Source organism: Kitasatospora sp. NPDC058046 (assembly GCF_042885595.1).
GTDB lineage: Bacteria > Actinomycetota > Actinomycetes > Streptomycetales > Streptomycetaceae > Kitasatospora.
In genome coordinates this window covers 12,202-37,857 of the sequence record NZ_JBHVRS010000033.1, presented here as the reverse complement: position 1 = coordinate 37,857, position 25,656 = coordinate 12,202, and the positions used below count along the sequence as shown (strand labels likewise).

The window sequence follows — 25,656 nt, the reverse complement described above, 5'->3', positions numbered from 1 at the left end:
CCGGTACCCGGTCGATCAGCGCCGGTCCGATGTCCGGTCGGCCGATCAGTCGATCAGTCGGTCGGACCATCGGCCGATCGGTCGGTCAGACCGACGACAGCCCGGCCCGCTCCTCCACCAGCCCGGCGATCCGGTCGATCACCTGCTCCAGGGTGAGCTCGCTGGTGTCCACCAGCACCGCGTCCGCGGCCTGGGCCAGCGGGGCCGTCTCCCGCGAGGAGTCGGCGGCGTCGCGGCGCGCGAGGTCGGCGGCCATCGCGGTGATGGTCGCCTCGTCCACGCCCTTGGCGCGAAGCTCGGCCGCCCGGCGCGCGGCCCGGGCCTCCACGGAGGCGGTCAGGAAGACCTTGACGGTGGCCTGCGGGAACACCACGGTCCCCATGTCCCGGCCCTCGGCGACGATGCCGCGCTCGGCGACCTCGGCGCAGCCGCGCTGCAAGTCCACCAGCCGGGACCGTACGGCCGGCACCGCGGACACGGCGCTGACCTTGGCGGTCACCTCGGGGCCGCGGATCGGGCCGGACACGTCCTGGCCGTCCACCGTGATGGTGGGGCCGTCGGCGTCCGTCCCCGACACGATGACGGGCTTGCCGCACGCGACGGCCACCGCCTCCGGGTCCTCGACGTCGACCTCGTTGACCAGCATCCACCAGGTCATCGCCCGGTACATGGCGCCGGTGTCCAGGAAGCTCAGGCCCAGCCGGGCGGCGACCGCCCGCGAGACGGTCGACTTGCCGGAGCCGGAAGGTCCGTCGATGGCGACGACGACCGGGGCGTGCGCTCGGTCGGCAGTGTCCACGGGCGAACCTCTCTCTGAGCATGGGAGCCGGAGCCTGGGCAGGCGGACGGCCGGGGATGTCTCCCTCAAGGTTAATGGACCGCCGCCGTGACCCGCTCCGCCGCCGGTCGGCCGACCTCCGGGCCCGGGACCAGGCCCGAGACCAAGCCCGAAACCAGGCCCGACCGCCAGGCCCCTCCGACCCGCCCGGACCGGCCCCGCACCTCAGCCCCGCACGCCCCGCACCTTCAGTCCCGCACGCTCCAGCCGCTCGCCCGCAGCGCCTTGGTCAGCCGCTTCACCGCCGTCGGCGCCACCGACAGCTGGACGAAGCCGACCTGCTGCCCGGTCGAGTGCTCGATGACGACGTCCTCGATGTTGACCCCGGCCTCGCCGACCTCCCCGAACAGCCGGCCCAGCTCGCCCGGCTGGTCGCCCAGGACGACCGCCAGGGTCTCGTAGCGGGTAGGCGGCGCGCCGTGCTTGCCGGGGATGCGGGCCTGGCCGGTGTTGCCGCGCCGCATGACCGCCTCGATCCCGGCCGCGCCCACCCGCCGCTCGCCCTCCTCGTCGGCCTGCATGGCGCGCAGCGCGGTGACGGTCTCGCCGAGGTCGCGGGCGACCCCCTCCAGCACGTCGGCGACGGCGCCGGCGTTGGCGGAGAGGATGTCGACCCACATGCCGGGGTTGGAGGCGGCGATCCTGGTGACGTCGCGCACGCCCTGGCCGGAGAGCCTTATGGCGGTCTCGTCGGCGTTCTCCAGGCGGGCCGCGACCAGCGAGGAGACCAGCTGCGGGGCGTGCGAGACCAGGGCGACCGCCCGGTCGTGCTCGGCGGCGTCCATCACGATCGGCACCGCGCCGCAGAGCGCGACCAGCTCCAGCGCGGCGTTGAGCGTCTCGGTGTCGGTGTCCGCGGTCGGGGTGAGCACCCAGGGGCGGCCCTCGAAGATGTCGGCGCGGGCGGCCAGCGGGCCGGAGCGCTCGCGGCCGGCCATCGGGTGACTACCGATGTAGTGGACGGTGTCGCAGCCGAGCTCGGCGACCTCGCTGCCCGGGCCGGCCTTCACGCTGGCGACGTCGGTGTACCAGTGGGCCAGGTTGCGGCGCTGGCAGTCGGCGAGCACCTTGCCGACCAGCGCGGGCGGCACGGCGATGATCGCCAGGTCCACCGGGCCGTCGACCGGGTCGGTGATGCCCGCGCCGAGCGACTCGGCGGTGCGGGCCGCGTCCGGGTCGGCGTCCTCCAGGTGGACGGTCAGCCCGCGAGCGGTCAGGGCGAGCGCGGCGGAGGTGCCGATCAGTCCGGTGCCGACGACGACGGCAGTGCGCATGGCGGGTCGCTCTCCTCATCACGATTCTCGACAGGTGCCGGAACCGTCCGGGAGCACCCGCGCCCCATCCTCCCTCATCCGCCCCGCCCAAGTCCCCACCCGCCACCCGGCAACCACGGGGGCGGCCCCGGCAGCTTCCGGCACCGGCAACCGCCACGCGCCCGCCCCCGTCCCACACAGTGCACGCGCCGCACCCGGAAATCCTGCGACGTCCGCCCCGAAGCCGGGCAGACTGGCCGCCCGGGAAAGGGGAAGGCACGGGCGAGCACCGCGGGAACAGCAGGACAGCACGACGAGCGCCACGCGGCGGGCGACACGCGAACGAAGGGGTTGCGCATGGACGATCAGCACAGCGGCCGGAGCGGGCAGTCGAAACCGCCGGCCGTACCGGCCCACCCGTCGGTCCTGGACTCCGTCGTCGTGTACGCCGAGGGCGCGGTGTGCCGCCGGCGGGCGACCGTCCCGGTCCCGCCCGGCGGACGGCTGCGGCTGACCGGCCTGCCCGCCGCCCTGGACGGCCGCTCGCTACGCGCCCGGGTGCTCGCCGGACCGGCTGGCGCCGCCGTCACCGAGGCCCGGTTGGAGCTGCTCGCCGAACTCCGTGAACCGGACGAACTCCCGGAACTGAAGCGGGACTTGGACGAGGTCAACGAGCGCCGCAGCGCGCTCGGCGAACGCCTGCGACTGGTCCAGGCCTCGATCGCCGAGACCGCCGCGCTGCGCGCCGTCCCCCCGCAGCGCCGACGCGACGAACCGCTGCGCCGCACGCCCGCCGACGCCTGGCTGGAGCTCGCCGACTTCGTCGAGGAGCGGCTGGCCCGGCTCCAGGAGCGCGCCGAGGAGCTCACCTGGCAGCTGGAACTCGCCGACCACGAGCGCGACCTGGCCGCCGACCGGCTGGAGCGGGCGTCCACCGCCGACCGGACCGAACCGGTCGGCACCAGCACCACCGTCCTGCTCACCCTCACCACCGCGAGCACCCACCCCGACCAGGACCAGGGCCACGACCAGGACCAGGCCATGGAGCTGGAACTGGAGTACGGCGTCCCCGCCGCCCGCTGGGTCCCGGCCTACCGGCTGTCCTACCGGACCGGCGCCGACACGGCCCACCTGGTCCTGCGCGCCGCCGTCGCCCAGCGCACCGGCGAGGACTGGACGGGCGTGCGCCTCGCCCTGTCCACCGCCGACCTCGACCGCCGCACCGACCTGCCCCGGCTCGCCTCGCTGCGGATCGGCCGCAGCCAACCCGCCCCGCCGCCCTCCGGCTGGCGCGAGCCCCCGGCCGGCCTGGCCGACCTCTTCACCGGCTACGACGCGGCCGGCGCCGACCGACCCGCCCCGCGACGCGAGACCCCGATCGCGGTGTCGGCCGCCGTGGCGCCCCGCTCCGCCCGCCTCGGCGGCGTCCGTCCGGGCGGCTCCCGGGCCGAGGCCTTCGCGGCCGAGGAGCACTTCGCCCCCACCGTCCCGTACGGCGGAGGCGGCCTGCTGAACGCCGACCAGCCGATGCCCGCGCCACCCGGTGCCCCGATCGAGCCGGGCGCCCCGATCGCCCCCGGCGGCTTCGCCGGCTACGGCGCCCCGCCGCCCACCCCTTACCCGGTCGCCGCCGCCGCGCCGCCGCCGCAGGGCCCGGGCGGCTTCCCGCCCGGGGAGGCCCGCCGCCGCGTCGGCCACGCCGCCCCGCCCCCGCCGCCACCCGGCCTCGCCCCGGACGCCACCCTGCTCGACTACCCCGACCTCGTCCTGGCCGGCCCCGAGGAGCCCGCCGCCCGGCGCGGCACCCTGCACCCCCGCCCCGAACGGACCGGCCACATCACACGGCCCGCACAGTTCGAGCGATTCGAGTACGAGGAACCCGCCTGGACAGCACCCGGCGCCGGCAGCACCGCGCAGCTCCGCACCCTCGCCCTCCCCCGGCACGCCGTCCCGCCCCGCGAGTCGGCCGGCTCCTTCGACCACCGCTTCGACGCCGCCGCCCCCGCCGACATCCCGTCCGACGGCACCTGGCACACCGTCACCGTCGGTGAGATCCCGCTCGCCGTCCGCCCCGAGTACGTCACCGTCCCCGCCGTCGAGGAGAAGGTGTACGCGACCCTGGTGCTCGCCAACCGCACCGACCAGGCCGTCCTGGCGGGCCCGGCCGAGGTCACCGTGGACGACGAGTTCCTGCTCACCGCCGCCCTGCCCACGCTGGCCCCCGGCGGCACCCGTCGGCTGGGCATCGGTGTCGCCGAGAGCATCGAGGTGGCGCGCCGCACCGAGCTGCACGAGTCCACCACCGGCATGCTGAAGGGCAACAGCACCGTCCTCGACCACCGGGTGCACGTCCAGCTGGCCAACCGGCTCGGACGCGCTGTCACGGTGGAGGTCCGCGAGCGGGTGCCGGTCGGCTCCGACGCCGAGATCCGGATCGAGGAGCGGGCCGACTGGCACGCCCCGACCGTCTCCACGCCGGACTGCCCGCCCAGCACCCGGCTCTGGCGGGTCGACCTGCCGCCGGGCGGACGCACCGAACTGGACGGCGGCTACCTGATCAAGATCCCGGCCGGAAAGGCCATCGTCGGCGGAAACCGGAGGAACTGAGCGATGACCGTCGAGACCCGTCCCCTCCCCGTCACCCTTCCCCTCCCCGTCACCGCCGTGACCTGCCTGGAGGACCGCGGCCAGGTCGAGCGCGGCACGACGGTCGCGCTCGCCGCGGGCGTGCAGCGGCTGCGCCTCGGCCCGCTCACCGCCCTCGCCGTCGACCGCACCCTGCGCGTCGAGTCCGGCACCGACGGCGTCCGGGTGCTGGAGTCCCGGCTGGTGCGCGGCTGGGCCCCGCGCGCCCCGCTGCCGCCCGGCCCGGAGGACTCCGACCTGCGCCACCGGCTGCACCGGCTGGACGCCGAGAGCCGGCTGGCCGACCAGACCCGGGCCCGGCTGGAGGCCCGGCTGGCCCTGCTCGCCCAGCTCTCCGCGGACCTGCTGCGCGAGATCGGCGAGGCGGCCGGCCTCGGCGAGCTCGAACCCAACCGCTGGGCCCGGGAGCTCGACCGGGTGGACGCCGAGCGCGAGCGCTACGGCGAGGAGCTGCGCGCCACCCACTCCCGGCTGCGCCGCCTGGAGGAGGAGCGCTCGCAGGCCCTGACCGCCCTGGACGAGGCCGAGGAGGACCCGGCCGAGCTGACCGCCCACCTGGAGCTCACGGTCGAGGCGGCCCGGTCCGGCCCCGCCGAGCTGACCGTCTCCCACCTGGTGCCCTGCGCGCTGTGGCGGCCCTCCTACCGGGCGACCCTGGACGGCGGCGAGCTGCGCCTGGAGTCGGAGGCGGTGGTCTGGCAGCGCACCGGCGAGGACTGGACGAACGCCCGGCTCACCTTCTCCACCGCCCGCTCCGCCCTCGCCACCGCCCCGCCCGCGGTGGCCGAGGACGTCCTGGTGCTGCGCGAGCGCACCGACGAGGAGCGCCGCACGGTCGAGGTCGAGCTGCGCGAGGAGGCGGTCGCCGTCCTGGGCCCGGCTTCCCGGGTGCCGGGCGTGGACGACGGCGGCGAGGTCCGGGTGCTGCCCGCCCCCGCCCCCGCGACCGTGCCCTCCGACGGCCGCGCGCACCGGGTGCCGCTGGGCGCCTTCACCGGCCCGGCGGGCAGCGAGTACGCCTGCGCCCCGGAGCTGTCCCCGCTGGTCACCCAGGTGGTCCGGTTCCGCAACGCGGCCGGGCACCCGCTGCTGTCCGGCCCGGTCGAGCTGGTCCGCGGCAGCGGCTTCACCGGCCGCGGCGAGCTGCGCTTCACCGCCGCCGGTGCCGAGGCCGAGCTGTCCTTCGGCAGTTCGGACGGCTACCGGGTGGTGCGGGAGAGCGAGGAGCGCCAGGCCACCGCCGGCCTCACCGGCCGCCAGACCACCACCCGGACGGTCCGGCTGCACCTGTCCCGCTTCTCCGGCCCGGAGGAGCGGGACGAGCGGATCGTCACGGTGCGCGAGCGGGTGCCGGTCTCCGAGGTGTCGGCGGTCGAGGTGCGGCTGCGCAAGGAGGAGTGCTCCCCGGCGCCGGACTCCTTCGACGCCGAGGGGATCGTCCGCTGGGACGTCCCGCTCGCCCCCGGCGCCCGGCGCACCCTCACCCTGGTGTACGAGGTGTCCGCCTCCGCCAAGGTGGCCGGGCTCTGACCGCCGCGGGCGGCACCCCAGGACCAATCCGGAGACAACGGGTAGAAAAGGAACCATGATCCTCCACCTCGCCCCCCTGGACGACTGGCTGTCCGACCCCGGCCGCCCGTACGCCACCGCGTCGCTGCTCACCGACGGGTTCATCCACTGCTCGGCGGACGAGCGGACGGCGCTCGCGGTGGCCAACGCCTTCTTCTCCGACACCCCCGACCCGCTGATGGCGCTGCTGATCGAGGAGTCGCTGGTGGAGCCGATGGTGAAGTGGGAGGCCCCGCACGGCGCCCCGCCGCCGGGTGCCACTCCGGGCGTGCTGTTCCCGCACATCTACGGGCGGCTGAACCGCACCGCCGTGGTCGGCCTGGAGAAGGTCGAGCGCGGCCCGGACGGCCGCTGGGCCTCGCTCAGCCCCTGGAGCTGACGGGGCCTCCCGTCCCCGCTACAGCCACCCCCGCTCCCGGGCCGCCATCCCGGCCTGGAAGCGGGTGGTGGCGCCCAGCGAGCGCATCAGGCTCTGGAGGCGGCGCTGGGTGGTCCGGGCGCTCCAGCCGAGCGACCGGGCGATCGACTCGTCGGTGAGCCCGGCCGCCAGCAGGCCCAGCAGCTTGCGGTGGTCGGTCTCCGGCTCCGACCCGGCGTCCTCGGTGCCGACCGCCGCCTGGAGGCGGACGGCCCGCTCCCACTCCGCCTCGAACAGCGTGTCCAGCGCCTGGAGCAGCGCCGAGGGGTGGATCACGTACGCGGCGTCCAGCACGCTGTCGCCGACGCTGATCGGGATGATCGCCATCCGGTCGTCCGAGATGATCATCTTCATCGGCAGCGTCGGCCGGACCCGCGCCTCCTCGCCGTCCTCGACGCCGACCAGGATGTTCTTCTCCAGCCGCCCCGGCCAGGCCACCGCCTCCCGGTCGTAGACCGTCCGGAACTTCACGCCCTCGCGCAGCCGCCGCCGCTGCAGGGTCAACGGCGCCACCGGGTCCTGGATGTACGGCGGGCGGTCGAAGCCGCGCACCTGGTACTGGCTGGTCTCGGTGATGTGCTCCAGCCGCTGGGCGATCGCCTCGCCGCCGGTCAGCACCTCCACCGAGTGCGCCGGGTCGGTGTACCGCGAGGCCTCCCGGAAGGCGTCCATCAGCCGGTGCATCTCGGCCCGGGCGTAGCGCAGCTCCGACTCCCGGTGGCCGATCAGGGTGCCGATCGCGACGTCCGGGGGGACGGGCAGGTAGCGGTGCCGGTCCACCGGCGCCCGGGTGGCCATGCCCTGCTGCGCCAACCGGTCCAGGGCCCGCACGCTCTGCTGGAACGTCAGCCCGCAGCTCTCCGCCAGCTCCTCCGCCGTGGACTGCGGGCTGGCCACCAGGGCCGCGTAGACCTGCCCGTCCGGCTCCGCCAGTCCCAGCGCGCCGAGGGCCTGTCCGCCGGCCCGCCCCAGTGCTGCATCGGACACGACGCCCTCTCCCCCTGCTCGCCCGTTTCCGTCGGCCGCTCCCGCCCCGACCCGCGCACCCCGTGCTGGCGCACTCCCGCCACCGGGCGGGGCGGCGCTCCGGTGGCCATCCTCGGCCACGGATCATGGCGCTGACAAGGCCGTGACCAGCGGTTGCGTCCCGGCTCACACGACCCGTCCGAAACGTGGACATCCACCCCCGGACATCCCCACAGCACATCCGCACCGGGCGTCCGCGCACGGACGCCCGCACGCCGACCCGACCCCGCCGCGGGAACGCCGGAGCCCCCGGCCGCAGCACGTGCGACCGGGGGCTCCGGTGGAGCGGACGGGGCCTACAGGCCGACCTCGCGCATCAGCTGGCCGACCTCCGGGTTGGTCAGGCGGCGCAGCCAGCCCGACTTCTGGTCGCCCAGGGCGATCGGGCCGAAGTGGGTGCGCACCAGCTTCTCGACCGGGAAGCCGGCCTCGGCCAGCATCCGGCGGACGATGTGCTTGCGGCCCTCGTGCAGGGTCACCTCGACCATGTAGTTCTTGCCGATGTTGGAGATGACCTTGAAGCTGTCGGCGCGCGCGTAGCCGTCCTCCAGCTCCACGCCCTGGGCCAGCCGCTTGCCCAGGTCGCGCGGGATCGGGCCCTGGATCGCGGCCAGGTAGGTCTTGGTCACGCCGTAGCGCGGGTGGGTGAGGCGGTGGGCCAGCTCACCGTGGTTGGTGAGCAGGATGATGCCCTCGGTCTCGGTGTCCAGGCGGCCGACGTGGAACAGCCGGGTCTCCCGGTTGGTCACGTAGTCGCCCAGGCACTGGCGGCCGTCCGGGTCCTCCATGGTGGAGACCACGCCGGCCGGCTTGTTCAGCGCGAAGAACAGGTACGACTGGGTGGCGACGGTCAGGCCGTCCACCTTGATCTCGTCGTTCTGCGGGTCGACCCGCTTGCCCTGCTCGGTGACGCGCTTGCCGTTGACCTCGACCCGGCCCTGCTCGATCAGCTCCTCGCAGGCGCGGCGGCTGCCGATGCCGGCCCGGGCCAGCACCTTCTGGAGGCGCTCGCCCTCGGGCTCGCCGAAGGTCTTGGGCAGCTTGACGGCCGGCTTGTCGTGCCGGGCGAGGACGGCGTCCTCGATCTTGGCCTGGAGCTCGCGGGAGCGCTGCGGCTGACGGCGCGGGTCGCCCGGGGCGCCCTGGCCCTCACGGCGCGGGCGCGGGGCCGGGCTGGGGCGCCGGCCGGCGTAGCCGCCGCGGGCCGGGGTGGCGTTGGGGCCGCCGCCGTACTCGGGGCGGTCGTACCGGCGCTCCTCGGGCCGCAGCGGGCGGTCCGGGTAGCGGCGGTCGTCCCGACGGTCGTCCCGACGGCGGTCGTCGCGCCGATCGTCACGGCCGAACGAGCCGCCGCGCGAACCCGCGCTCGAACCCGAGCCCGAACCGCCACGGCCGCCCCCGTACGAGGAGCCGCCACCGCTGCCGCCGTACGAACCCCCACGCGAGCCCGAGCCGCCGCGGCTACCGCCGCCGCCGCTGCCGCTGCCGTAGGAGGAGCCGCCGCCCCGGCCCCCGCCCTGTCCGCCGCGACCGCTACCGCCGCCGCTGCTGTTCCTGCCGTTGCCACTGCTACGCATCAAAGTGTCCGTACGTCGTTCCGTCTGGGATGTGCGGTCGTTTCGGCCGACCTCACCGCCCCCTACCGATCGGGCCCGGCCCGACCGGCCTCGCCACTGCCGTCCGCGGCCTGCGCGGCAGCGGCGGCGACCGCCTCCGCGATCATCGTGCCCTCCAGGGACTCCGCTTCCACGTCGTCGACCTCGGGCAGGAAGGGAGCGAGCTCCGGCAGCTCGTCCAGGCCGCGGAGCCCCATCCGTTCCAGGAAGTAGTTCGTCGTCCGATACAGGATCGCACCTGTTTCGGGCTCGGATCCGGCCTCTTCCACCAGTCCTCGCTGTACCAGGGTACGCATCACGCCGTCACAGTTCACACCACGGACGGCGGAAACCCGGGATCTGGACACCGGCTGCCGGTAGGCGATCACCGCCAGGGTCTCCAGTGCGGCCTGGCTGAGCCGGGCCTGCCGGCCGTCCAGGAGGAAGCGGTCGACGGCCGCGGAACAGGTGTCCCGGCTGTAGAACCGCCAGCCGCCCGCGACCAGCCGCAGGTCGAAACCGCGGCCCTGGGCCGTGTACTCGGCGGACAGCTCGCGCAGCGCGGCCGCCACCTCGGCCCGGGGCCGCTCCAGCACGCCGGCCAGCCGTTCCTCCGCCACCGGCTCGTCGACGACCATCAGCACGGCCTCCAGGTCGGCCCGCAGCCCGGCGTCGTCGGGCCCCTCGGCACCGGAGGCCGGCGGGGCCGACTTCTGGTGCACGACGACCGCCCCGGCCGGCTCCACCGGCCCGACCGGCCCCGCGGGCTCCACCGGGTCCGGCAGCAGCGCGAAGGCCGGCTCCAGCCACTCCTCGGCCCTCGGCCGCCCCGGCATCCCCAGCGGGCGCCGCACCGGCCGCCCGCCCTCGTCCCGTCCGCTCATCGCCGCCGACCCTCCTCGACCCCGCCGTCTCCACCGACCCCGCCGTCTCCACCGGCCTCACCGGCCGGCCGGTCGAACTCGTCCGTCACCTCGACCGCGCTCCGCCCCTCCTCGGCCACCCAGCGCACCAGCAGCTCGCCGAGCGCCTCCGGCTGCTCGAAGGCGAGCACCCGTTCCCGGTACAGCTCCAGCAGCGCCAGGAAGCGGGCGACCACCACCAGGTCGTCCGGCGCGTCCTCCACCAGCCGCCGGAACGAGGCCTCGCCCAGCTCGGTGAGCAGCCCCACCACCAGGGAGGCCTGCTCCCGCACGCTCACCGGCGGGGTGTGGATGTGGTCCACGTACACGACCGGCGCGGGCCTGGGCTCCATCGCCCTGGCCGCCAGCTCGGCCAGCCGCCGCGGCCCGATGCCGAGGACGACCTCCGGCAGCAGCTCCGCGTGCCGGGGCTCCAGGGCGGCGGTCCGGGGCCGGCGCAGCAGCTCGGCCGCCCAGCGTTCGCCGAACAGCGCCGCCGCCCGCTTGTACGCCCGGTACTGGAGCAGCCGCGCGAACAGCAGGTCACGGGCCTCCAGCAGGGCCAGGTCGGCCTCGTCCTCGACCTCCGCCACCGGCAGCAGCCGGGCGGCCTTGAGGTCGAGCAGGGTGGCGGCCACCACCAGGAACTCGGTCGCCGCGTCCAGGTCCCAGTCGGGGCCCATCGCCCGGATGTGCGCCATGAACTCGTCGGTCACGGTGGCCAGCGCCACCTCGGTGACGTCCATCCGGTGCTTGGCGATCAGGCTGAGCAGCAGGTCGAAGGGGCCTTCGAAGTTGTCCAGCCGTACCCGGAAGCCGCCCCGCGACTCGTTCTCGGTCGCGCTCGCGGCTGTGGTGGCGGTGACGGTGGCGGCTGGTCCGGCGGTTCTGGGCATGACGGTCCATCTTCACCCGTCCCCGCCTCCGGTCCGGCCCCGGGGCCGACCGACACGCCGTGCCACCCGCGCCCCGGACCGGCGCCCGCCCGGCGCTCACCGGCCCGTACGAGCCCCTCCGCACGCACCCGTCCCGTCGAACAGGCCACGGTGGGTCCCCCGGGCCCCGGGAACGCCCCTGCGGCGCCCGACACGGCCCTCCGGCACCCGGGACGTCGCCGGCCCTCCGGCCCGCGTCCCGCGGGCCTCCTGCCGCCCTTGCGGCGCCCTGCGGCGCCCGACACGGCTCCGGCGGCCTCCCCACGCCGGGCCCGCGGCCCCCCTCGACGCCCGGCGCAACCGCCGACCGCCCTTCCGCGCCGCCTACCGGCCGCGCAGCCGCCGCACCAGGATCGAGGCCTCGCCCCGCTGCTCCAGGTCCGCCAGGACGACCGCGATGGCCTCCCGGACGATCCGCCCGCGGTCCACGGCCAGGCCGTGCTCGCCGCGCAGCACCAGCCGGGCGTGCTCCAGGTCCATGAGCTCCTCGGCGGACACGTACACCGTGATCTTCTCGTCGTGCCGCTCGCGCCCGCTGGGCCGGCGCGGCGCGCGGCCGCGCGGCCGGGCACGGCCGGCGGCACCGGACGGCTCCTCGGCGGCGCCCTGGTGGGTGCGGGCCGCCGGGGCGGCACTGCGGCCGCCCTGGACGGCCTGTCCGGCCGCGGCGACGCCTGCGGCGGGCCCGACGCCCGCTCCGGACCGCTGCGCGGGCGCCGGCACCGAGGCGCCCGCCTGCTGCTCCGGCGTCACCTGCCGGTCGTCCTGGGCGCCCTGGGCGGCCTCGGTGCCCTCGGCGCCGTCCGGTCGGCCGTTGACGGTCCGCGCGGTCTCCGGTCTGGATGCCTCGGCGGCCGGACGCGGCGCGAGGGAGGGCGACAGCGCCATCCCTCCCGTGGTCCGGAACAGCTCGTCGGCACCCGGGAGACTCACTCGGCGGGGCGGCACCGGTCGAGCACCTCCCTGGCGAGCTGGCGGTAGGCGGCGGCACCGACCGAGTTGGTCGCGTACGTCGTGATGGGCTCGCCGGCGACGGTGGTCTCCGGGAAGCGCACGGTCCGCCCGATGACGGTGTGGAAGACGTGCTCGCCGAACGCCTCGACGACGCGCGCCAGCACCTCGCGGCTGTGCACGGTGCGCGAGTCGTACATGGTGGCCAGGATGCCGTCCAGGCGCAGGTCGGGGTTGAGCCGCTCGCAGACCTTCTCGATGGTCTCGGTCAGCAGCGCGACACCGCGCAGCGCGAAGAACTCGCACTCCAGCGGGACGATCACGCTGTGAGCGGCCGTCAGCGCATTGACCGTCAGCAGGCCCAGCGAGGGCTGGCAGTCGATGATGACGTAGTCGTAGTCGGGCAGCAGCGGCTTCAGGGCGCGCGCCAGCGCGGACTCCCGGGCCACCTCGCTGACCAGCTGCACCTCGGCGGCGGAGAGGTCGATGTTGGAGGGCAGCAGGTCCATCCCCGGGACCGCCGTCTTCAGCAGCACCTCGTCGGCCGTCAGGCCCCGCTCCATGAGCAGGTTGTAGACGGTGACGTCGAGCTCCATCGGGTTGACGCCGAGGCCGACCGAGAGCGCGCCCTGCGGGTCGAAGTCGACGAGCAGCACCCGGCGGCCGTACTCGGCCAGCGCCGCGCCCAGGTTGATGGTCGACGTGGTCTTGCCGACGCCGCCCTTCTGGTTGCACATGGCGATGATCTGGGCGGGGCCGTGCTCGGCGACCGGCGCGGGGATCGGGAAGTACGGCAGCGGACGGCCGGTCGGGCCGACCCGCTCGCGGCGCTGGCGCGCGGCGTCGGGGGCCAGCGTGGCGGCGTACTCCGGGTCCGGCTCGTACTCGGCGTCCGGGTCGTCGTAGGCGCCGTAGGCGAACTCGCCGTAGGCCAGGCCGTAGGCCGCCAAGTCGGCGTCGTGATCGGTCACCGTGGTCACCTGTGCTGTGTTCTGGCGTGCTTCGAAAGTACGGAGTGCGACCGAGCCGACCTCGGCCGAGCCCACGGAGGGCTGCCGGGCCCCGGGCTCCTCACTCGGCTGGCCGGCGGTGAGCGCCGCCAGTCCTGGCTGACCACCCCCGGGAGCAATTGTCGACTCATTCACAAGTCGTCTTACCTCCTTGGGCATCCAGGACTCTATGTCGATTCGTCAGCGTGGCAGCATGCCGACGGTTTGCGACTCTAGGCCGTTCAAGGCGTTCGCAGCAACACAATCCACGGTAGTGGGCAGGATGTGTCGACTATCGAGCGGGCTGCTGTCAAGGGATGAGCGGGTCACCGGCCCCAACGTTTCTGCGGGCGGGTGACGTGACCGACAGATATTGACGACAGAGCGACCTACCCGATCCACCCGCCGTTCACGGGCACGGCGAAGCCCCCGGCCCGAAGGGATCGGGTCGGGGGCGAACGACCGCCGGGCGGTCAGGGGGTTCAGGCGAGCACGCTCTCCAGGGAGACCGACTCCAGGCCGAAGGCCTCGGCCACGGCCGGGAAGGTGATCTGGCCCTCGTGCACGTTCAGGCCCTTGGCGAGCGCGGCGTCGCGGCGCAGCGCGTCCTTCCAGCCGCGGTTGGCCAGCTCCAGCACGTACGGCATGGTGGCGTTGGTCAGCGCGTAGGTGGAGGTGTTCGGGACGGCACCCGGCATGTTGGCCACGCAGTAGAAGACCGAGTTGTGGACCTTGAAGGTCGGGTCGTCGTGCGTGGTGGCGTGCGAGTCCTCGAAGCAGCCGCCCTGGTCGATGGCGATGTCGACGAGCACGGAGCCCGGCTTCATGCGGGAGACCAGCTCGTTGGTGACCAGCTTCGGGGCCTTGGCGCCCGGGATCAGCACGGCGCCGACCACCAGGTCGGCCTCCAGGACGGCCTTCTCCAGCTCGAAGGAGTTCGAGACGATGGTCTTGACCTTGGTGCCGAAGATGCGGTCGGCCTCGCGCAGCTTGTTGATGTCGCGGTCCAGCAGGGTCACCTCGTAACCCATGCCGACGGCGATGGTGGCCGCGTGCCAGCCGGAGACGCCGCCACCGATGACGACGGCCTTGGCCGGGTGGGTGCCGGGCACGCCGCCCGGCAGGGTGCCGCGGCCGCCGGCCGGACGCATCAGGTGGTACGAGCCGACCTGCGGGGCCAGGCGGCCCGCGACCTCGGACATCGGGGCGAGCAGCGGCAGCGCGCCGTTCGACAGCTGCACGGTCTCGTACGCGATGGCGGTGGTGCCCGAGGCGATCAGCGCGTCGGTGCCGGCCCGGTCGGCCGCCAGGTGGAGGTACGTGAAGAGGGTCTGGCCCTTGCGCAGCCGGTGGTACTCGGAGGCGATGGGCTCCTTGACCTTCAGCAGCAGGTCGGCGGTGGCCCACACCTCGTCGGCGGTGGGGAGGATGGTGGCGCCGGCGGCCACGTACTCCTCGTTCGGGATCGAGGAGCCGACACCGGCGTTGTCCTCGATGTAGACCTCGTGTCCGTTGCGGACCAGCTCATGCACGCCGGCGGGCGTGATGGCCACGCGGTACTCGTGGTTCTTGACCTCGCGGGGGATGCCGACCTTCACGGCTAAACACGTCCTCTTGCCATGGGGGTCCCGACCGGAGAAGACCGGTGGGCGACGCGCACGTGGGGAAGCCTCCGGGACAGCCCGGGGCCGGGATCGCTGCGCGACTGAGTTCGAGTGTAATGAAGCCCAGGCGGCGTGTCAGCCTTCCAAAGTGAATAAATTTTCCGAACACATTGGCAGATTCGTAGGCTTCCCCTGCGACTTACCCACCAAAGACGTCGTAACCGGGCACTTCCGACAATACCTCCGAAAGGCCCATCACCACCCGGCGTCGACGCGTTCCCGCAGGTCCGCGAGGGCGCCCCCGACGGCCTCCAGGCCCCGCTCGTCGCCCAGCCGGCGCAGCACCGCGAGCGCGGCCCGGTACTCCCGGTCGGCCTCGTCGAAGCGGCGCTGCGCGGTGTGCGCCTCGGCCACCCGGGCGAGCAGCCGGGCCTCGGCCGCGTGGTCCCCGAGCGCCTGCCGCAGGCCGAGCGCCCGGCCGTACCAGTCGGCGGCCCGCACCGCGTCGCCGAGCGCCCGGTGGCAGTTGGCGGCGCTCTCCAGGGCCCGGGCGCAGAGCGGTTCGTCGTCGGCCCTCCGGGCGTGCTCCAGGGCGGTCCGGTAGTGGGCGGCGGCCTGCTCCCAGCGACCCGCCGAGGCCTGGAGGTCGCCCAGGTTGAGCAGCGCGGCCGAGGCCCGGCGGGGCCGGCCGTTGCGCTCGGCGACGGTCAGCACCAGCTCGTGCAGCCGGTAGAGGTCGGTGGGGGCGGCGGCTCCGGTCAGCGGCAGGGCCCGCAGCAGCGCGGTGACCAGCCGCCCGGCCGATCCGTCCAGGTCGCCCTGGCCGATCGCGTCGGCCACCGCGCCGAGCAGCAGCTCCCGCTCGCCGAGCAGCCACTCGCGGGCGTGCGCGGCCGAGCGCAGCCGCAGCGGGGCGGGCAGCGGGTCCTGACCGGAGCCCGGGCCGGCCGCCGGGTCGAGCAGCGCGCGGGCCGACTCGGTGAGCCGGACCAGCCGCTCCAGCAGCCGGGCCCGGGCCAGCTCGGTCTCGGTGGGCCGGTCCTCCTGCTCGCGCAGCCGGACCAGTCGGGGGTAGAGCCGCCCGGGCACCCGGTAGCGCGGGGTGCCGTCGGCGGTCGGCGCCTCCTCGCCGAGCAGCTCCCGCTCGGCCAGCGCGGCCAGCGTCGCGGCCGCGTCCGGCACCGGGCAGCCGACCAGGGCGGAGGCGGTGCGCGGGTCGGCGGTCTGCGCCGGGGCCAGGGTGAGGGTGCGCAGCATCCGCGCCTGGGCGGCCGGCAGCCCGCGGTACAGCAGGCTGAACGCGCCGAGCAGCGGATCGTTGTCGGGGACGGGCACCGGCTCGGCCGGCTCCGGGCCGGGCTTCACCCAGGCCGCCGGGTCACCGGCCGACTCGGTCACCGCGGCGGCGGCCGCGGCGGGCTCACCGGCCCGGCCCTCCCCCGGCTTCCCCGGGGCCGCCTTCCCCGAGGGGCCCCGAACGGCGGCCCCGCCCGGCCCGGCGGCTCCGGCCGCTCCGGCGGGCCCGGCCGAAGGGGCACCGGAGGCCTTGGCCGCCCGCTCCCCCTCCTTCTTCTTCGGTGCCCTCCCCTTCTCCTTCTCCTTCTCCTTCGACGAAGCAACCGCGGCGGCCTCGCCGCCCGCGGCCGGCTCCGCGACGGCCCCCGTGACCGCCGTCTCCTCCCCCACCACCCGGTTGAGCTCGCGCGCCGCCTCCGTGACCGCGATCTTCGGGTTCCCGCGCAGCCACCCCGCCATCAGCCGCAGCGCGGCCGGTCGGGAGGCGCAGGCCTCGGCGAGGTCCGCCCCGCCGACCGGGTCGCAGGAGATCCGGGTGCCGCCGACCAGGTCGGCCAGCAGCTCGCCGGAGGCCTGCCGGTCCAGCCCGCCGAGGATCACCGGGTCGATGTCCTCGATCCCGGTGAGCGGCCCGGCCGTGGTGGCGAGCACCAGGCAGCCCGGTTCGTCGGCGAGCAGCGGCCACACCTGCCCGGCGTCCCGGACGTCGTCCAGGACGAGCAGCACCCGCAGCCCGGCGAGCGCCTCGCGCAGCGCCACGCAGCCCGGCTCGTCCCGCCCGTCCTCGCCCGTCCCGGGCAGCGGCACGGCGGTCTGCGGGTCGAGCTGCTCCAGCAGCAGCCGGGCGGCCCGGGCGGGCGGCACCCGGCCGCCGTCCGGGGCGGACAGCCGGACGAACAGCACGCCGTCCGGGTAGTCGGCGGCGACGGTACGGGCGAAGCGGGCGGCCAGTACGGTCCGTCCGGAGCCGGGGCGCCCGGCCAGCACCAGCACCGGGCAGCGCCCGCTCGCCGGGCGGGCGGCGGCCGCCCGCAGCGCGGCCAGTTCGGCGCGCCGCCCGACGAACAGCGTGGGCGCGGCCGGCAGCCGCTCCAGGCCCGGGACGGCCCCGGCGGGCGCGCCGGGGCCGGGGTCCATCGTCGCCGTCTTCCTCGCCACCCGTGCCACTCCCGACGTCATCCCGCGCTCGGCATCCGACACCCGGCTTCCGGTGCCCGGCCTCCGGAGTTCAGCGGAGGCGGCCCGGGACGGGCGCCCTGTCTGCGAAGCGTAGTTCGACCGTCCGGCTCAGCCGAGGTGACATCCGGTCGTACGAATCCGCAAATCACCCCAACGACTCAACGACCGGCGGCCGGCCGTCCCCCGAGCGGCCGACTCAGGCCTCGAAGGGGCGGGCCGGCCAGGGCGAGTCCGCCGGGCGCAGCGCGTCCAGTCCGTCCGGGCCGGTGAGCGCGGCGTGCACGGCGAGGGTGCCGGTGACCAGGGTCGGGTTGTGCAGCTTCCCGGCCTGGATCAGCCGGATCAGCTCCGGTACCGGCACCCAGGCGACCTCGATCTCCTGCTCCTCGCCCTGGGCCGCGTAGCGCTCGCCCTCGGCCGGCGCCAGGTCGGTGGCGAGGAACATCCGCAGCGCCTCGTCGGTGCCGCCCGGGGAGGTGTAGTAGTCGGCGAGGATCCGCCAGGTGCCGGCCTTGCAGTACGCCTCCTCGTACAGCTCGCGCTGCGCGGCGTGCCACGGGTTCTCGCCGGGCACGTCGAGCAGGCCGGCGGGCAGCTCCCACAGCCGCTGGCGCACCGGGTGGCGGTACTGGCGCAGCACCAGCACCCGCTGCTCGTCGTCCAGGGCGAGCACCGAGACCGAGCCGGGGTGGGTCTGGTAGTCGCGGCGGGCCCAGCTGCCGTCGGGCATCCGGACCTCCTCGCTGCGGACCCCGGTGACCTTGCCCTGGAAGGGCGTCCCGCCGGCCCGGACCTCCCACTCCTCGGCCACGTCGGCGATCCCCTGGCGGCTCTGCTCGTCCATCGCTCTCCCCTTTTCGTCAGTACGACACAATCTAACGCCGAACGGCGGCCCCGCGGGAATCGCGGGGCCGCCGTTCGGTGAACGACCGGGGAGGACTACTCGGAGACCGCGGTCTTGATCTCGATGGCCGCCTTGACCAGGCCCGCGAACAGCGGGTGCGGGCGGGTCGGGCGGGACTTCAGCTCCGGGTGGGCCTGGGTGGCCACCAGGTAGGGGTGCACCTCGCGCGGGTACTCGACGTACTCGACCAGGTCGCCCTTGGGAGAGAGGCCGGAGAACTCCAGGCCGGTCTTCTCCAGGTCCGCGCGGTAGGCGTTGTTGACCTCGTAGCGGTGGCGGTGGCGCTCCTCGACGTACTGCTCGCCGCCGTAGACCTCACGCACGATCGAGCCCTCGGCGAGCTTGGCCGGGTACAGGCCCAGGCGCATGGTGCCGCCCAGGTCGCCCTTGCCGTCGACGATGGCCAGCTGCTCGGCCATCGTGGAGACGACCGGGTGCTTGGCGGCGGCGTCGAACTCGGTGGAGTTGGCCTCGGGCAGGCCGGCCAGGTTGCGGGCCGCCTCGATGACCACGCACTGCAGGCCCAGGCACAGGCCCAGCAGCGGCACCTTGTTCTCGCGGGCGAAGGTGATCGCGCCGACCTTGCCGTTGACGCCGCGGTCGCCGAAGCCGCCGGGGATGCAGATCGCGTCGACGTCGCCGAGCTGCGCCCGGGCGCCCTCGGGGGTCTCGCAGTCGTCCGAGGTGACCCACTTGATCTCGACCCGGGCGTTGTTGGCGAAGCCGCCGGCGCGCAGCGCCTCGGTCACCGACAGGTACGCGTCCGGCAGGTCGATGTACTTTCCGACCAGGGCGACCTTGACGATGTGCTGCGGCTCGTGGACGCGGCGCAGCAGGTCGTCCCAGGTGGTCCAGTCGACGTCGCGGAACGGCAGGTCCAGACGGCGCACCACGTACGCGTCCAGGCCCTCGCCGTGCAGCACCTTGGGGATGTCGTAGATCGACTTGGCGTCGATGGCCGCGACCACGGCCTCCTCGTCCACGTCGCACATCAGCGAGATCTTGCGCTTGATCGCCTGCGGGACCTCGCGGTCGGCGCGCAGCACGATCGCGTCGGGCTGGATGCCGATGTTGCGCAGCGCGGCGACGGAGTGCTGGGTGGGCTTGGTCTTCAGCTCGCCCGAGGGGCCGATGTACGGCAGCAGGGAGACGTGCACGAAGAACACGTTGTCCCGGCCGACCTCGTGGCGGACCTGGCGGACGGCCTCCAGGAACGGCAGCGACTCGATGTCGCCGACGGTGCCGCCGACCTCGGTGATCACGACATCGACGTCCTCGGTCGCCATCCGGCGGATCCGGGACTTGATCTCGTTGGTGATGTGCGGGATGACCTGGACGGTGTCGCCCAGGTACTCGCCGCGGCGCTCCTTGGCGATGACCGTCGAGTACACCTGGCCGGTGGTGACGTTCGCCGAGCCGTGCAGGTTGGTGTCCAGGAACCGCTCGTAGTGACCGATGTCCAGGTCGGTCTCGGCGCCGTCGTCGGTGACGAACACCTCACCGTGCTGGAACGGGTTCATGGTGCCCGGGTCCACGTTGAGGTAGGGGTCGAGCTTCTGCATCGTCACGCGCAGGCCGCGGGCCTTGAGCAGCGCGCCGAGGCTGGAGGCGGTCAGCCCCTTTCCGAGCGAAGAGGCGACACCCCCGGTGACGAAGAGGTGCTTGGTCGTCACGGCGCGGCCGTTCGCTGCCTTGCCGGAATGGGGCTGTGCCAAGAGGGGGCTCCCGTGGGTCGCGTGTCGAAGCAGACGTGGGCGGGAGGCTCGGGGTTCGCCGTGACGGGAGGCCGGCTCGGTGCGCGGCGCTCACTGGGTCGTCGGTTCGGCTGGTCCGGGGCGTTTGATCCCGCCGGTCCACGGGATACCAGGGTATCAGTGACGCGACCCGGACGCCGATCGAGGCACGCGCACCGCGCCGGGAGCGCGCGCGGGGCGCACGACCGGCGCATCACACGCCACAGGTTTCACACCGGTCGCACAACCCGCCGGACCGGGCCAGAGCGCGGTGTCCGTCCGGACCATCCCGGCTCCCCCTGCCGGGCCAGGCGGAGGTGATCCTTCCGGACCATCCTGCGCCGCGCCCTCGCGATGCACGGCATTTCCGCCGAATTGCGGCGCCACACCGGGCTGCGTCCGCGTGCTTCGCCCCTTTCGTCCGTCGTAAGCTGCTCGGACGCATCGCCGACAGCACGAGCACGCGGAGGGCGTGGGAGGGTCAGGACACTCCCGGTCCCCGATGCGCGACCGGACCTCCCCGTATTCCCGCTCATCCCCACCCACTCCAGGGGCTCGACCGAGCCCCGCGGACACTCCAGCAAGGCCCGCCACCACCCCCGGCAGGCCGGACGTCCCGGGGTGGACCTCCGGCCCCGCAGACCGCTCGCTCCCTCCGCTCGCCGATGCCCTGACCACATTGCGAACTGGAGATCCACGTGGCCGGCCGTATCGAGGACTACGCACTCATCGGGGACATGCAGACCGCTGCCCTGGTCAGCAGGGACGGGGCGGTGGACTGGCTCTGCCTTCCCCGCTTCGACTCGCCGGCCGTGTTCGCCGGCCTGCTCGGCACCGATGAACACGGTTTCTGGCGGATCGGCCCGGCCGAGGCCGTCGTCACCTCGGTCCCCCTCCCCGCGACGGCCCCGGCCCCCTCGCCCGCACGGGTCCGCATCGCCGAGACCGCCGACCTGCGGGTGCCCCCTCCCACCGCCGCCGCCCCGGCCGTGCCCGCCGACCGCCGCCGCTACCGGGGCGACTCGCTGATCCTGGAGCAGGAGTGGGACACCCAGGGCGGCACCGTCCGGGTGATCGACTTCATGCCGCCGCGCCCGCTGGCCGGCAAGGACGCCGTCCCCCAGGTGATCCGGATCGTCGAGGGCGTCTCCGGCACCGTGCGGATGCGCTCCGCACTGCGGATGCGCTTCTCCTACGGCCGGGTGGTCCCCTGGGTGCACCGCGTCGAGCAGGCCGACGGCGGCCACCGCACCGTCGCCGTGGCCGGCCCCGACTCGGTCTGGCTGGACGGCAGGGCCGAGACCTACGGCCGCGACCTCACCACCTACGCCGACTTCACCGTGACCGCCGGGGAACGGATCGCCTTCGCCCTCACCTGGCAGGCCTCCCACCTCGACGCGCCCAAGCCCCCGGACGCCGAGGGCATGCTCGACGCCACCGCCGACTTCTGGCACGACTGGGCCGACCAGTGCACCTACCAGGGCCCCTACCGCGAAGCCGTGATCCGCTCCCTGATCACCCTCAAGGGCCTCACCTACGCCCCCACCGGCGGCATCGTCGCCGCCCCCACCACCTCCCTCCCCGAGGACATCGGCGGCGAACGCAACTGGGACTACCGCTACACCTGGCTGCGCGACGCCGCCATCACCCTCTCCTCCCTGCTGCGCACCGGCTACCGAGACGAGGCCAAGGCCTGGCGCGAATGGCTCCTGCGCGCCGTCGCCGGCGACCCCGAGAACCTCCAGATCATGTACGGCATCGCCGGCGAGCGCGAGCTCACCGAGTCCTCCCTCGACTGGCTGCCCGGCTACGAGGGCTCCCAGCCCGTCCGCATCGGCAACGGCGCCGCCGGACAACTCCAACTCGACGTCTACGGCGAGGTCGTCGAAGCCCTCCACCTCGCCCACATGACCGGCCTCGTCCGCAACGACCACGCCCACCAGCTCCAACTGCGCCTGATCGACTACCTCGAGGACCACTGGCAGAACCCCGACGAGGGCATCTGGGAGGTCCGCGGCCCCCGCCGCCACTTCGTCCACTCCAAGGTCATGGCCTGGGTCGCCGTCGACCGCACCATCAAGCTCCTGGAGCAGACCCCCGAGGACGAGCCCACCGGCGGCCACCTGGAGCGCTGGCGCGCGCTGCGCGACACCATCCACGCCGACGTCTGCGAGAAGGGCTACGACCCGGAGCGCAACACCTTCACCCAGTACTACGGCGGCAAGGAACTGGACGCCTCGCTGCTGCTGATCCCCCAGGTCGGCTTCCTGCCCGCCGACGACAAGCGCGTCATCGGCACCATCGAGGCGATCCAGCGCGAACTGTCCACCGAGGACGGCTTCGTGCTGCGCTACCCGACCCACGACGAGTCGGGCAACAACGTGGACGGCCTCTCCGGCCACGAGGGCGCCTTCCTGGCCTGCTCGTTCTGGCTGGCCGACGACCTCGCCATGATCGGCCGGGTCCAGGAGGCCCGCGAGCTGTTCGACCGGCTGCTCGCGCTGCGCAACGACGTCGGCCTGCTCGCCGAGGAGTGGGACCCGCGCCTCAAGCGCCAGGTCGGCAACTTCCCGCAGGCCTTCAGCCACGTCCCGCTGATCGACACCGCCCTGCGGCTGACCGCCTGCGGCGCGGCGTACCTGTCCGCCCAGCCGGACGGGCCGGCCACCGACCGGGCCGAGCGGGCCACGCTCTAGGTCCGCCCCTAGCCGCGCTGCACCAGCTCGTCGTAGGTGCTGAGCACCTGGGCGACGGTGGCGGCCTCGTCCGGCCAGGTGTCGGCCTGCTGCCGGCCGGCCGCCACCTGCCGCTCGCGGCGGGCCGGGTCGACCAGCAGGGCGCGCACCGCGCGGCCGAGCGCCGCCGGGTCGCCGGGGGGCACCAGCTCGGCGGCGTCCCCGACCAGTTCGGGGATGCCGCCGACGGCGGTGGCGACCACCGGCACGCCGGCCCGCATCGCCTCCTGCACCACCAGCGAGCGGGCCTCCCAGCGGCTGGGGACCACCACCACGTCGGCGGCGGCCAGCAGGTCGGGCACGTCCGTCCGGTAGCCGAGCAGCCGCACCGGCAGCTTCTCCGCGGCCGCCCGCTCGCGCAGCGCGCCCGCCTCCGGGCCGTCCCCGGCGAGCAGCACGAGCGGCTCCGGGTCCAGCGCGGACAGCTCCCGGGTGGCGTCCAGCAGCAGCCCGAAGGCCTTCTGCGGGACGAGCCGGCCGACCGCCAGCACCAGCGGACGGTCCGGGCCGTCGCCGAGCAGCGCGGCGCGCGCCTCGGCGCGGCCGAGCAGGCCCTCGGGCATCGGCGGCGCCGCGACCGGGCCCAGCCGGGCGTCGGTGGCGCCCAGTTCGCGGGCCCGGGCGACCAGGTCGGAGGAGGCGCCGAGGACCAGGTCGGCGGCGCGCGCCACCCGGCGCTCCATCAGCCGCTGCAGCCGGCGCTCCATGCCGGTGGCCAGCAGCGCGTGGTGTGAGGTGACCACCAGCGGGGTCTCGGGGCGCAGGCCCGGGAAGCGGCCCGCGGTGCGCAGCGCCAGGTCGGACAGCAGCCCGGCGCGCAGCCCGTGGGCGTGCACCACGTCGGCGCCGGTGAAGGCCCGGCGCAGCTCGCCGATCGCGGTGGCGTCGCTGCGGGCTCCCGCGGTGGGGGTGATGTCGACGGTGTGGAACCTGGCGCCCGTACGGGAGAAGCCGAACAGCGCGTCCGTGCCGGCCGGCGCGCAGACCGTGACGTTCACCCCGTGTGCGACCAGGCCCTGGGCCAGGGAGCGCACGTGCGCACCGATGCCGCCGGTGCTGGCGGCCAGGACGAGTACCACGTGCAGCTGCCCCGGTTCGGGGACGGCCGCGGTGGCCCGGGCGGCGGAATGGTCCACGTCGTCTCGCATCCGACTCGATCAGGTTCGCGCGCCGCTTCGCGAGGATTGCCCGCCCGGCGGCGCTCGGGGCTGGGAAGCCAGTGTCCAGCCGCCACGATGCCAGGTCGGCGGCCCTCTTGGACAGTCGGCGCCACGGGGGCGCGTCGCCGACGTCCGGGGGGCCGCCGGCCCCGGCTAGCGGCGGCGCGGGGCCCGGGCCGCGGCCAGCAGTTCCTCGGCGTGGGCGCGGCCCAGTTCCGAGTCCTCCAGGCCGGCCAGCATCCGGGAGAGTTCGCGCACCCGCTCCTCGTCGTTCAGCACCTTGACACCGCTGCGGGTCACGGTGCCGTCGTTGGTCTTCTCCACCACCAGGTGCCGGTCGGCGAACGCGGCGACCTGCGGGAGGTGGGTGACGACCACGACCTGGGCGGACTCCGCGAGCTTGGCCAGCCGGCGGCCGATCTCGACCGCCGCCTTGCCACCGACGCCCGCGTCCACCTCGTCGAACAGGTAGGTGGGGACGGGGTCGGCGCCCGCGAAGACCACCTCGACGGCGAGCATCACGCGCGACAGCTCACCGCCGGAGGCGCCCTTGGCGATCGGGCGCGGCTGGGCGCCGGGGTGCGGGGCGAGCAGCACCTCGACCTCGTCCACGCCGTGCGGTCCGTACGCGACGGTGCGCCCGCCGACCTCGATCCCGGCCAGGTCGTCTACCTGGCCGATCGCGAAGGTCACCCGGGCGTGCGGCATGGCCAGTTCGGCGAGTTCGGCGGAGACCGCGTCGGCGAACCGCCCGGCCGCGGCGTACCGGGCCTGCGACACCTCGGCGGCCAGCTCGGCCAGCTCGGCCCGCAGCTCGCTCTCCCGGGCGCCGAGCTCGTCGATCCGGTCGTCGTCGCCGTCGAGCTCGGCGAGCCGCACCGCACTGGCCTCGGCCCAGGCGATCACCTCGGCGAGCGAGTTCTCCTCGCCGCCGTACTTGCGCAGCAGCTGGGCCAGGACGGCCCGGCGGTCCTCGACGGCGGCCAGGCGCACCGGGTCGGCGTCCAGGTCGTCCGCGTAGCCGGCCAGGTCGCCGGCCACGTCGGCGAGCAGGTAGCCGACCTCGTTGAGGCGGTCGGCCAGGGCGGCCAGCCGCTCGTCGTGGTGGCGAACCGCGTCCAGGGCCCGGCGGGACTGGGCGAGCAGGGTGCCCGCGTCCAGCGCCTCCGGGTCGACCGGGTCGCCGGCCAGCGCCGCGTGGGCGAGGGTCGCGGCGGAGGACAGCGCGTCGGCGTGGCCGAGCCGCTCGGCCTCGGCGGCCAGCTCGGCGTCCTCGCCGGCCACCGGCTCGGCGGCGGCGATCTCGTCCAGGCCGAAGCGCAGCAGGTCGGCCTCCTGGGCGCGCTCGCGGGCCCGGGTGGTCAGCTCCTCCAGGGTCGCGGAGACCTCGCGCAGGACGCGGTAGGTCTCCCGGTAGCGGGCCAGCGGCCCGGCCACCGAGGCGCCCGCGTACCGGTCCAGCGCGCCGCGCTGGCGGGCCGGGCGCAGCAGGCGCTGCTGGTCGGTCTGGCCGTGCACGGCGATCAGGTCCTCGCCGAGTTCGGCGAGCAGCCCGACCGGGACGGACCGGCCGCCGACGTGCGCCCGGGAGCGGCCCTCGGCGGAGACGGTCCGGCTGATCAGCAGCGCGCCGTCGTCCAGTTCGGCCCCGGCCTCGAGCGCGCGGACCGCCGCCGGGGAGCCGGGGGGCAGCTCCAGGCGGCCCTCCACGACGGCGCGTCCGGTGCCGTTGCGCACCAGGCCCGGGTCGGCGCGTCCCCCCAGCAGCAGGCCGAGGCTGGTCACGACCATGGTCTTCCCGGCGCCGGTCTCACCGGTCACGGCGGTGAAGCCGGGGGCGAGTTCGACCACCGCGTCGTCGATGACCCCAAGATCCCGTATCCGCATCTCGTCCAACACGGAGACGACCTTACGAGGTTCCGC

General features: G+C 74.9%; 18 protein-coding genes. 4 read left to right on the top strand and 14 right to left on the bottom strand.

Annotated elements, in window-relative coordinates; genetic code table 11:
• Positions 1 to 85 precede the first annotated feature (85 nt).
• Both cmk and ACFVU7_RS40685 read right to left on the bottom strand, forming a co-directional pair.
• A complete protein-coding gene (gene cmk / locus ACFVU7_RS40690; protein WP_049658412.1) occupies positions 86 to 799 on the bottom strand; it encodes a (d)CMP kinase in 714 nt (237 codons plus the stop codon).
• A gap of 227 nt (positions 800 to 1,026) precedes the next feature.
• The gene (locus ACFVU7_RS40685) at positions 1,027 to 2,112 is read right to left on the bottom strand and encodes a prephenate dehydrogenase (protein ID WP_049658411.1); all 1,086 of its coding nucleotides are present in this window, start codon (positions 2,110 to 2,112) and stop codon (positions 1,027 to 1,029) included.
• 336 nt (positions 2,113 to 2,448) lie between these two features.
• Between ACFVU7_RS40685 and ACFVU7_RS40680 the strand changes: the two genes are divergently transcribed.
• Genes ACFVU7_RS40680 through ACFVU7_RS40670 form a run of 3 tightly spaced genes read left to right on the top strand, consistent with a single transcriptional unit; the run spans position 2,449 to position 6,685 of the window.
• Entirely contained in the window at positions 2,449 to 4,698 is a 2,250-nt protein-coding gene (locus ACFVU7_RS40680; protein WP_388051250.1) for a mucoidy inhibitor MuiA family protein, read from the top strand.
• 3 nt (positions 4,699 to 4,701) lie between these two features.
• Positions 4,702 to 6,267: a mucoidy inhibitor MuiA family protein gene (locus ACFVU7_RS40675; RefSeq protein WP_388051248.1), complete on the top strand. Its 1,566-nt coding sequence runs from the start codon at positions 4,702 to 4,704 to the stop codon at positions 6,265 to 6,267.
• Positions 6,268 to 6,322: 55 nt separating this feature from the next.
• On the top strand, positions 6,323 to 6,685 hold the full coding sequence (locus ACFVU7_RS40670) for a DUF952 domain-containing protein (protein WP_049659481.1): 363 nt from the start codon (positions 6,323 to 6,325) through the stop codon (positions 6,683 to 6,685).
• An 18-nt stretch (positions 6,686 to 6,703) separates the two neighbouring features.
• On the opposite strand, the gene ACFVU7_RS40665 is transcribed toward ACFVU7_RS40670, so the two are convergent.
• From ACFVU7_RS40665 to ACFVU7_RS40620, 10 genes are all read right to left on the bottom strand, one after another.
• Positions 6,704 to 7,711, bottom strand: coding sequence for a helix-turn-helix domain-containing protein (locus ACFVU7_RS40665; protein ID WP_049659479.1), 1,008 nt, complete (start codon positions 7,709 to 7,711; stop codon positions 6,704 to 6,706).
• Between the two features lie 335 nt (positions 7,712 to 8,046).
• On the bottom strand, positions 8,047 to 9,327 hold the full coding sequence (locus tag ACFVU7_RS40660; protein ID WP_117490105.1) for a pseudouridine synthase: 1,281 nt from the start codon (positions 9,325 to 9,327) through the stop codon (positions 8,047 to 8,049).
• A 62-nt stretch (positions 9,328 to 9,389) separates the two neighbouring features.
• On the bottom strand, positions 9,390 to 10,229 hold the full coding sequence (gene scpB / locus ACFVU7_RS40655) for an SMC-Scp complex subunit ScpB (RefSeq protein WP_375875580.1): 840 nt from the start codon (positions 10,227 to 10,229) through the stop codon (positions 9,390 to 9,392).
• A complete protein-coding gene (locus ACFVU7_RS40650; RefSeq protein ID WP_388051243.1) occupies positions 10,226 to 11,143 on the bottom strand; it encodes a segregation and condensation protein A in 918 nt (305 codons plus the stop codon). Before ACFVU7_RS40650 ends, scpB begins: the two co-directional genes overlap by 4 nt.
• Before the next feature lie 363 nt (positions 11,144 to 11,506).
• Positions 11,507 to 12,070: a hypothetical protein gene (locus tag ACFVU7_RS40645; RefSeq protein WP_074004691.1), complete on the bottom strand. Its 564-nt coding sequence runs from the start codon at positions 12,068 to 12,070 to the stop codon at positions 11,507 to 11,509.
• Positions 12,071 to 12,111: 41 nt separating this feature from the next.
• Positions 12,112 to 13,179, bottom strand: a complete 1,068-nt coding sequence (locus tag ACFVU7_RS40640) for a ParA family protein (protein WP_369808367.1) — start codon at positions 13,177 to 13,179, stop codon at positions 12,112 to 12,114.
• A gap of 425 nt (positions 13,180 to 13,604) precedes the next feature.
• Positions 13,605 to 14,720, bottom strand: coding sequence for an alanine dehydrogenase (gene ald, locus ACFVU7_RS40635; protein ID WP_049659955.1), 1,116 nt, complete (start codon positions 14,718 to 14,720; stop codon positions 13,605 to 13,607).
• Positions 14,721 to 14,981: 261 nt separating this feature from the next.
• A complete protein-coding gene (locus ACFVU7_RS40630) occupies positions 14,982 to 17,180 on the bottom strand; it encodes a tetratricopeptide repeat protein (protein WP_388051240.1) in 2,199 nt (732 codons plus the stop codon).
• A 217-nt stretch (positions 17,181 to 17,397) separates the two neighbouring features.
• The gene (locus tag ACFVU7_RS40625) at positions 17,398 to 18,045 is read right to left on the bottom strand and encodes an NUDIX hydrolase (protein ID WP_117490101.1); all 648 of its coding nucleotides are present in this window, start codon (positions 18,043 to 18,045) and stop codon (positions 17,398 to 17,400) included.
• A gap of 95 nt (positions 18,046 to 18,140) precedes the next feature.
• Positions 18,141 to 19,820, bottom strand: a complete 1,680-nt coding sequence (locus ACFVU7_RS40620) for a CTP synthase (protein WP_375875575.1) — start codon at positions 19,818 to 19,820, stop codon at positions 18,141 to 18,143.
• Positions 19,821 to 20,536: 716 nt separating this feature from the next.
• On the opposite strand from ACFVU7_RS40620, the gene ACFVU7_RS40615 reads away from it, so the two are divergent.
• Positions 20,537 to 22,534 (top strand): glycoside hydrolase family 15 protein, encoded by a 1,998-nt coding sequence (locus tag ACFVU7_RS40615; RefSeq protein WP_388051237.1) that lies wholly within the window; start codon positions 20,537 to 20,539, stop codon positions 22,532 to 22,534.
• Between the two features lie 8 nt (positions 22,535 to 22,542).
• Here the strand turns inward: ACFVU7_RS40615 and ACFVU7_RS40610 are convergent, their stop codons facing one another.
• Together ACFVU7_RS40610 and recN are read right to left on the bottom strand one after the other, a co-directional pair.
• The gene (locus ACFVU7_RS40610) at positions 22,543 to 23,721 is read right to left on the bottom strand and encodes a glycosyltransferase family 4 protein (RefSeq protein ID WP_181970711.1); all 1,179 of its coding nucleotides are present in this window, start codon (positions 23,719 to 23,721) and stop codon (positions 22,543 to 22,545) included.
• Between the two features lie 165 nt (positions 23,722 to 23,886).
• Positions 23,887 to 25,620: a DNA repair protein RecN gene (gene recN / locus ACFVU7_RS40605; protein WP_198959457.1), complete on the bottom strand. Its 1,734-nt coding sequence runs from the start codon at positions 25,618 to 25,620 to the stop codon at positions 23,887 to 23,889.
• Between the last annotated feature and the right edge of the window lie 36 nt (positions 25,621 to 25,656).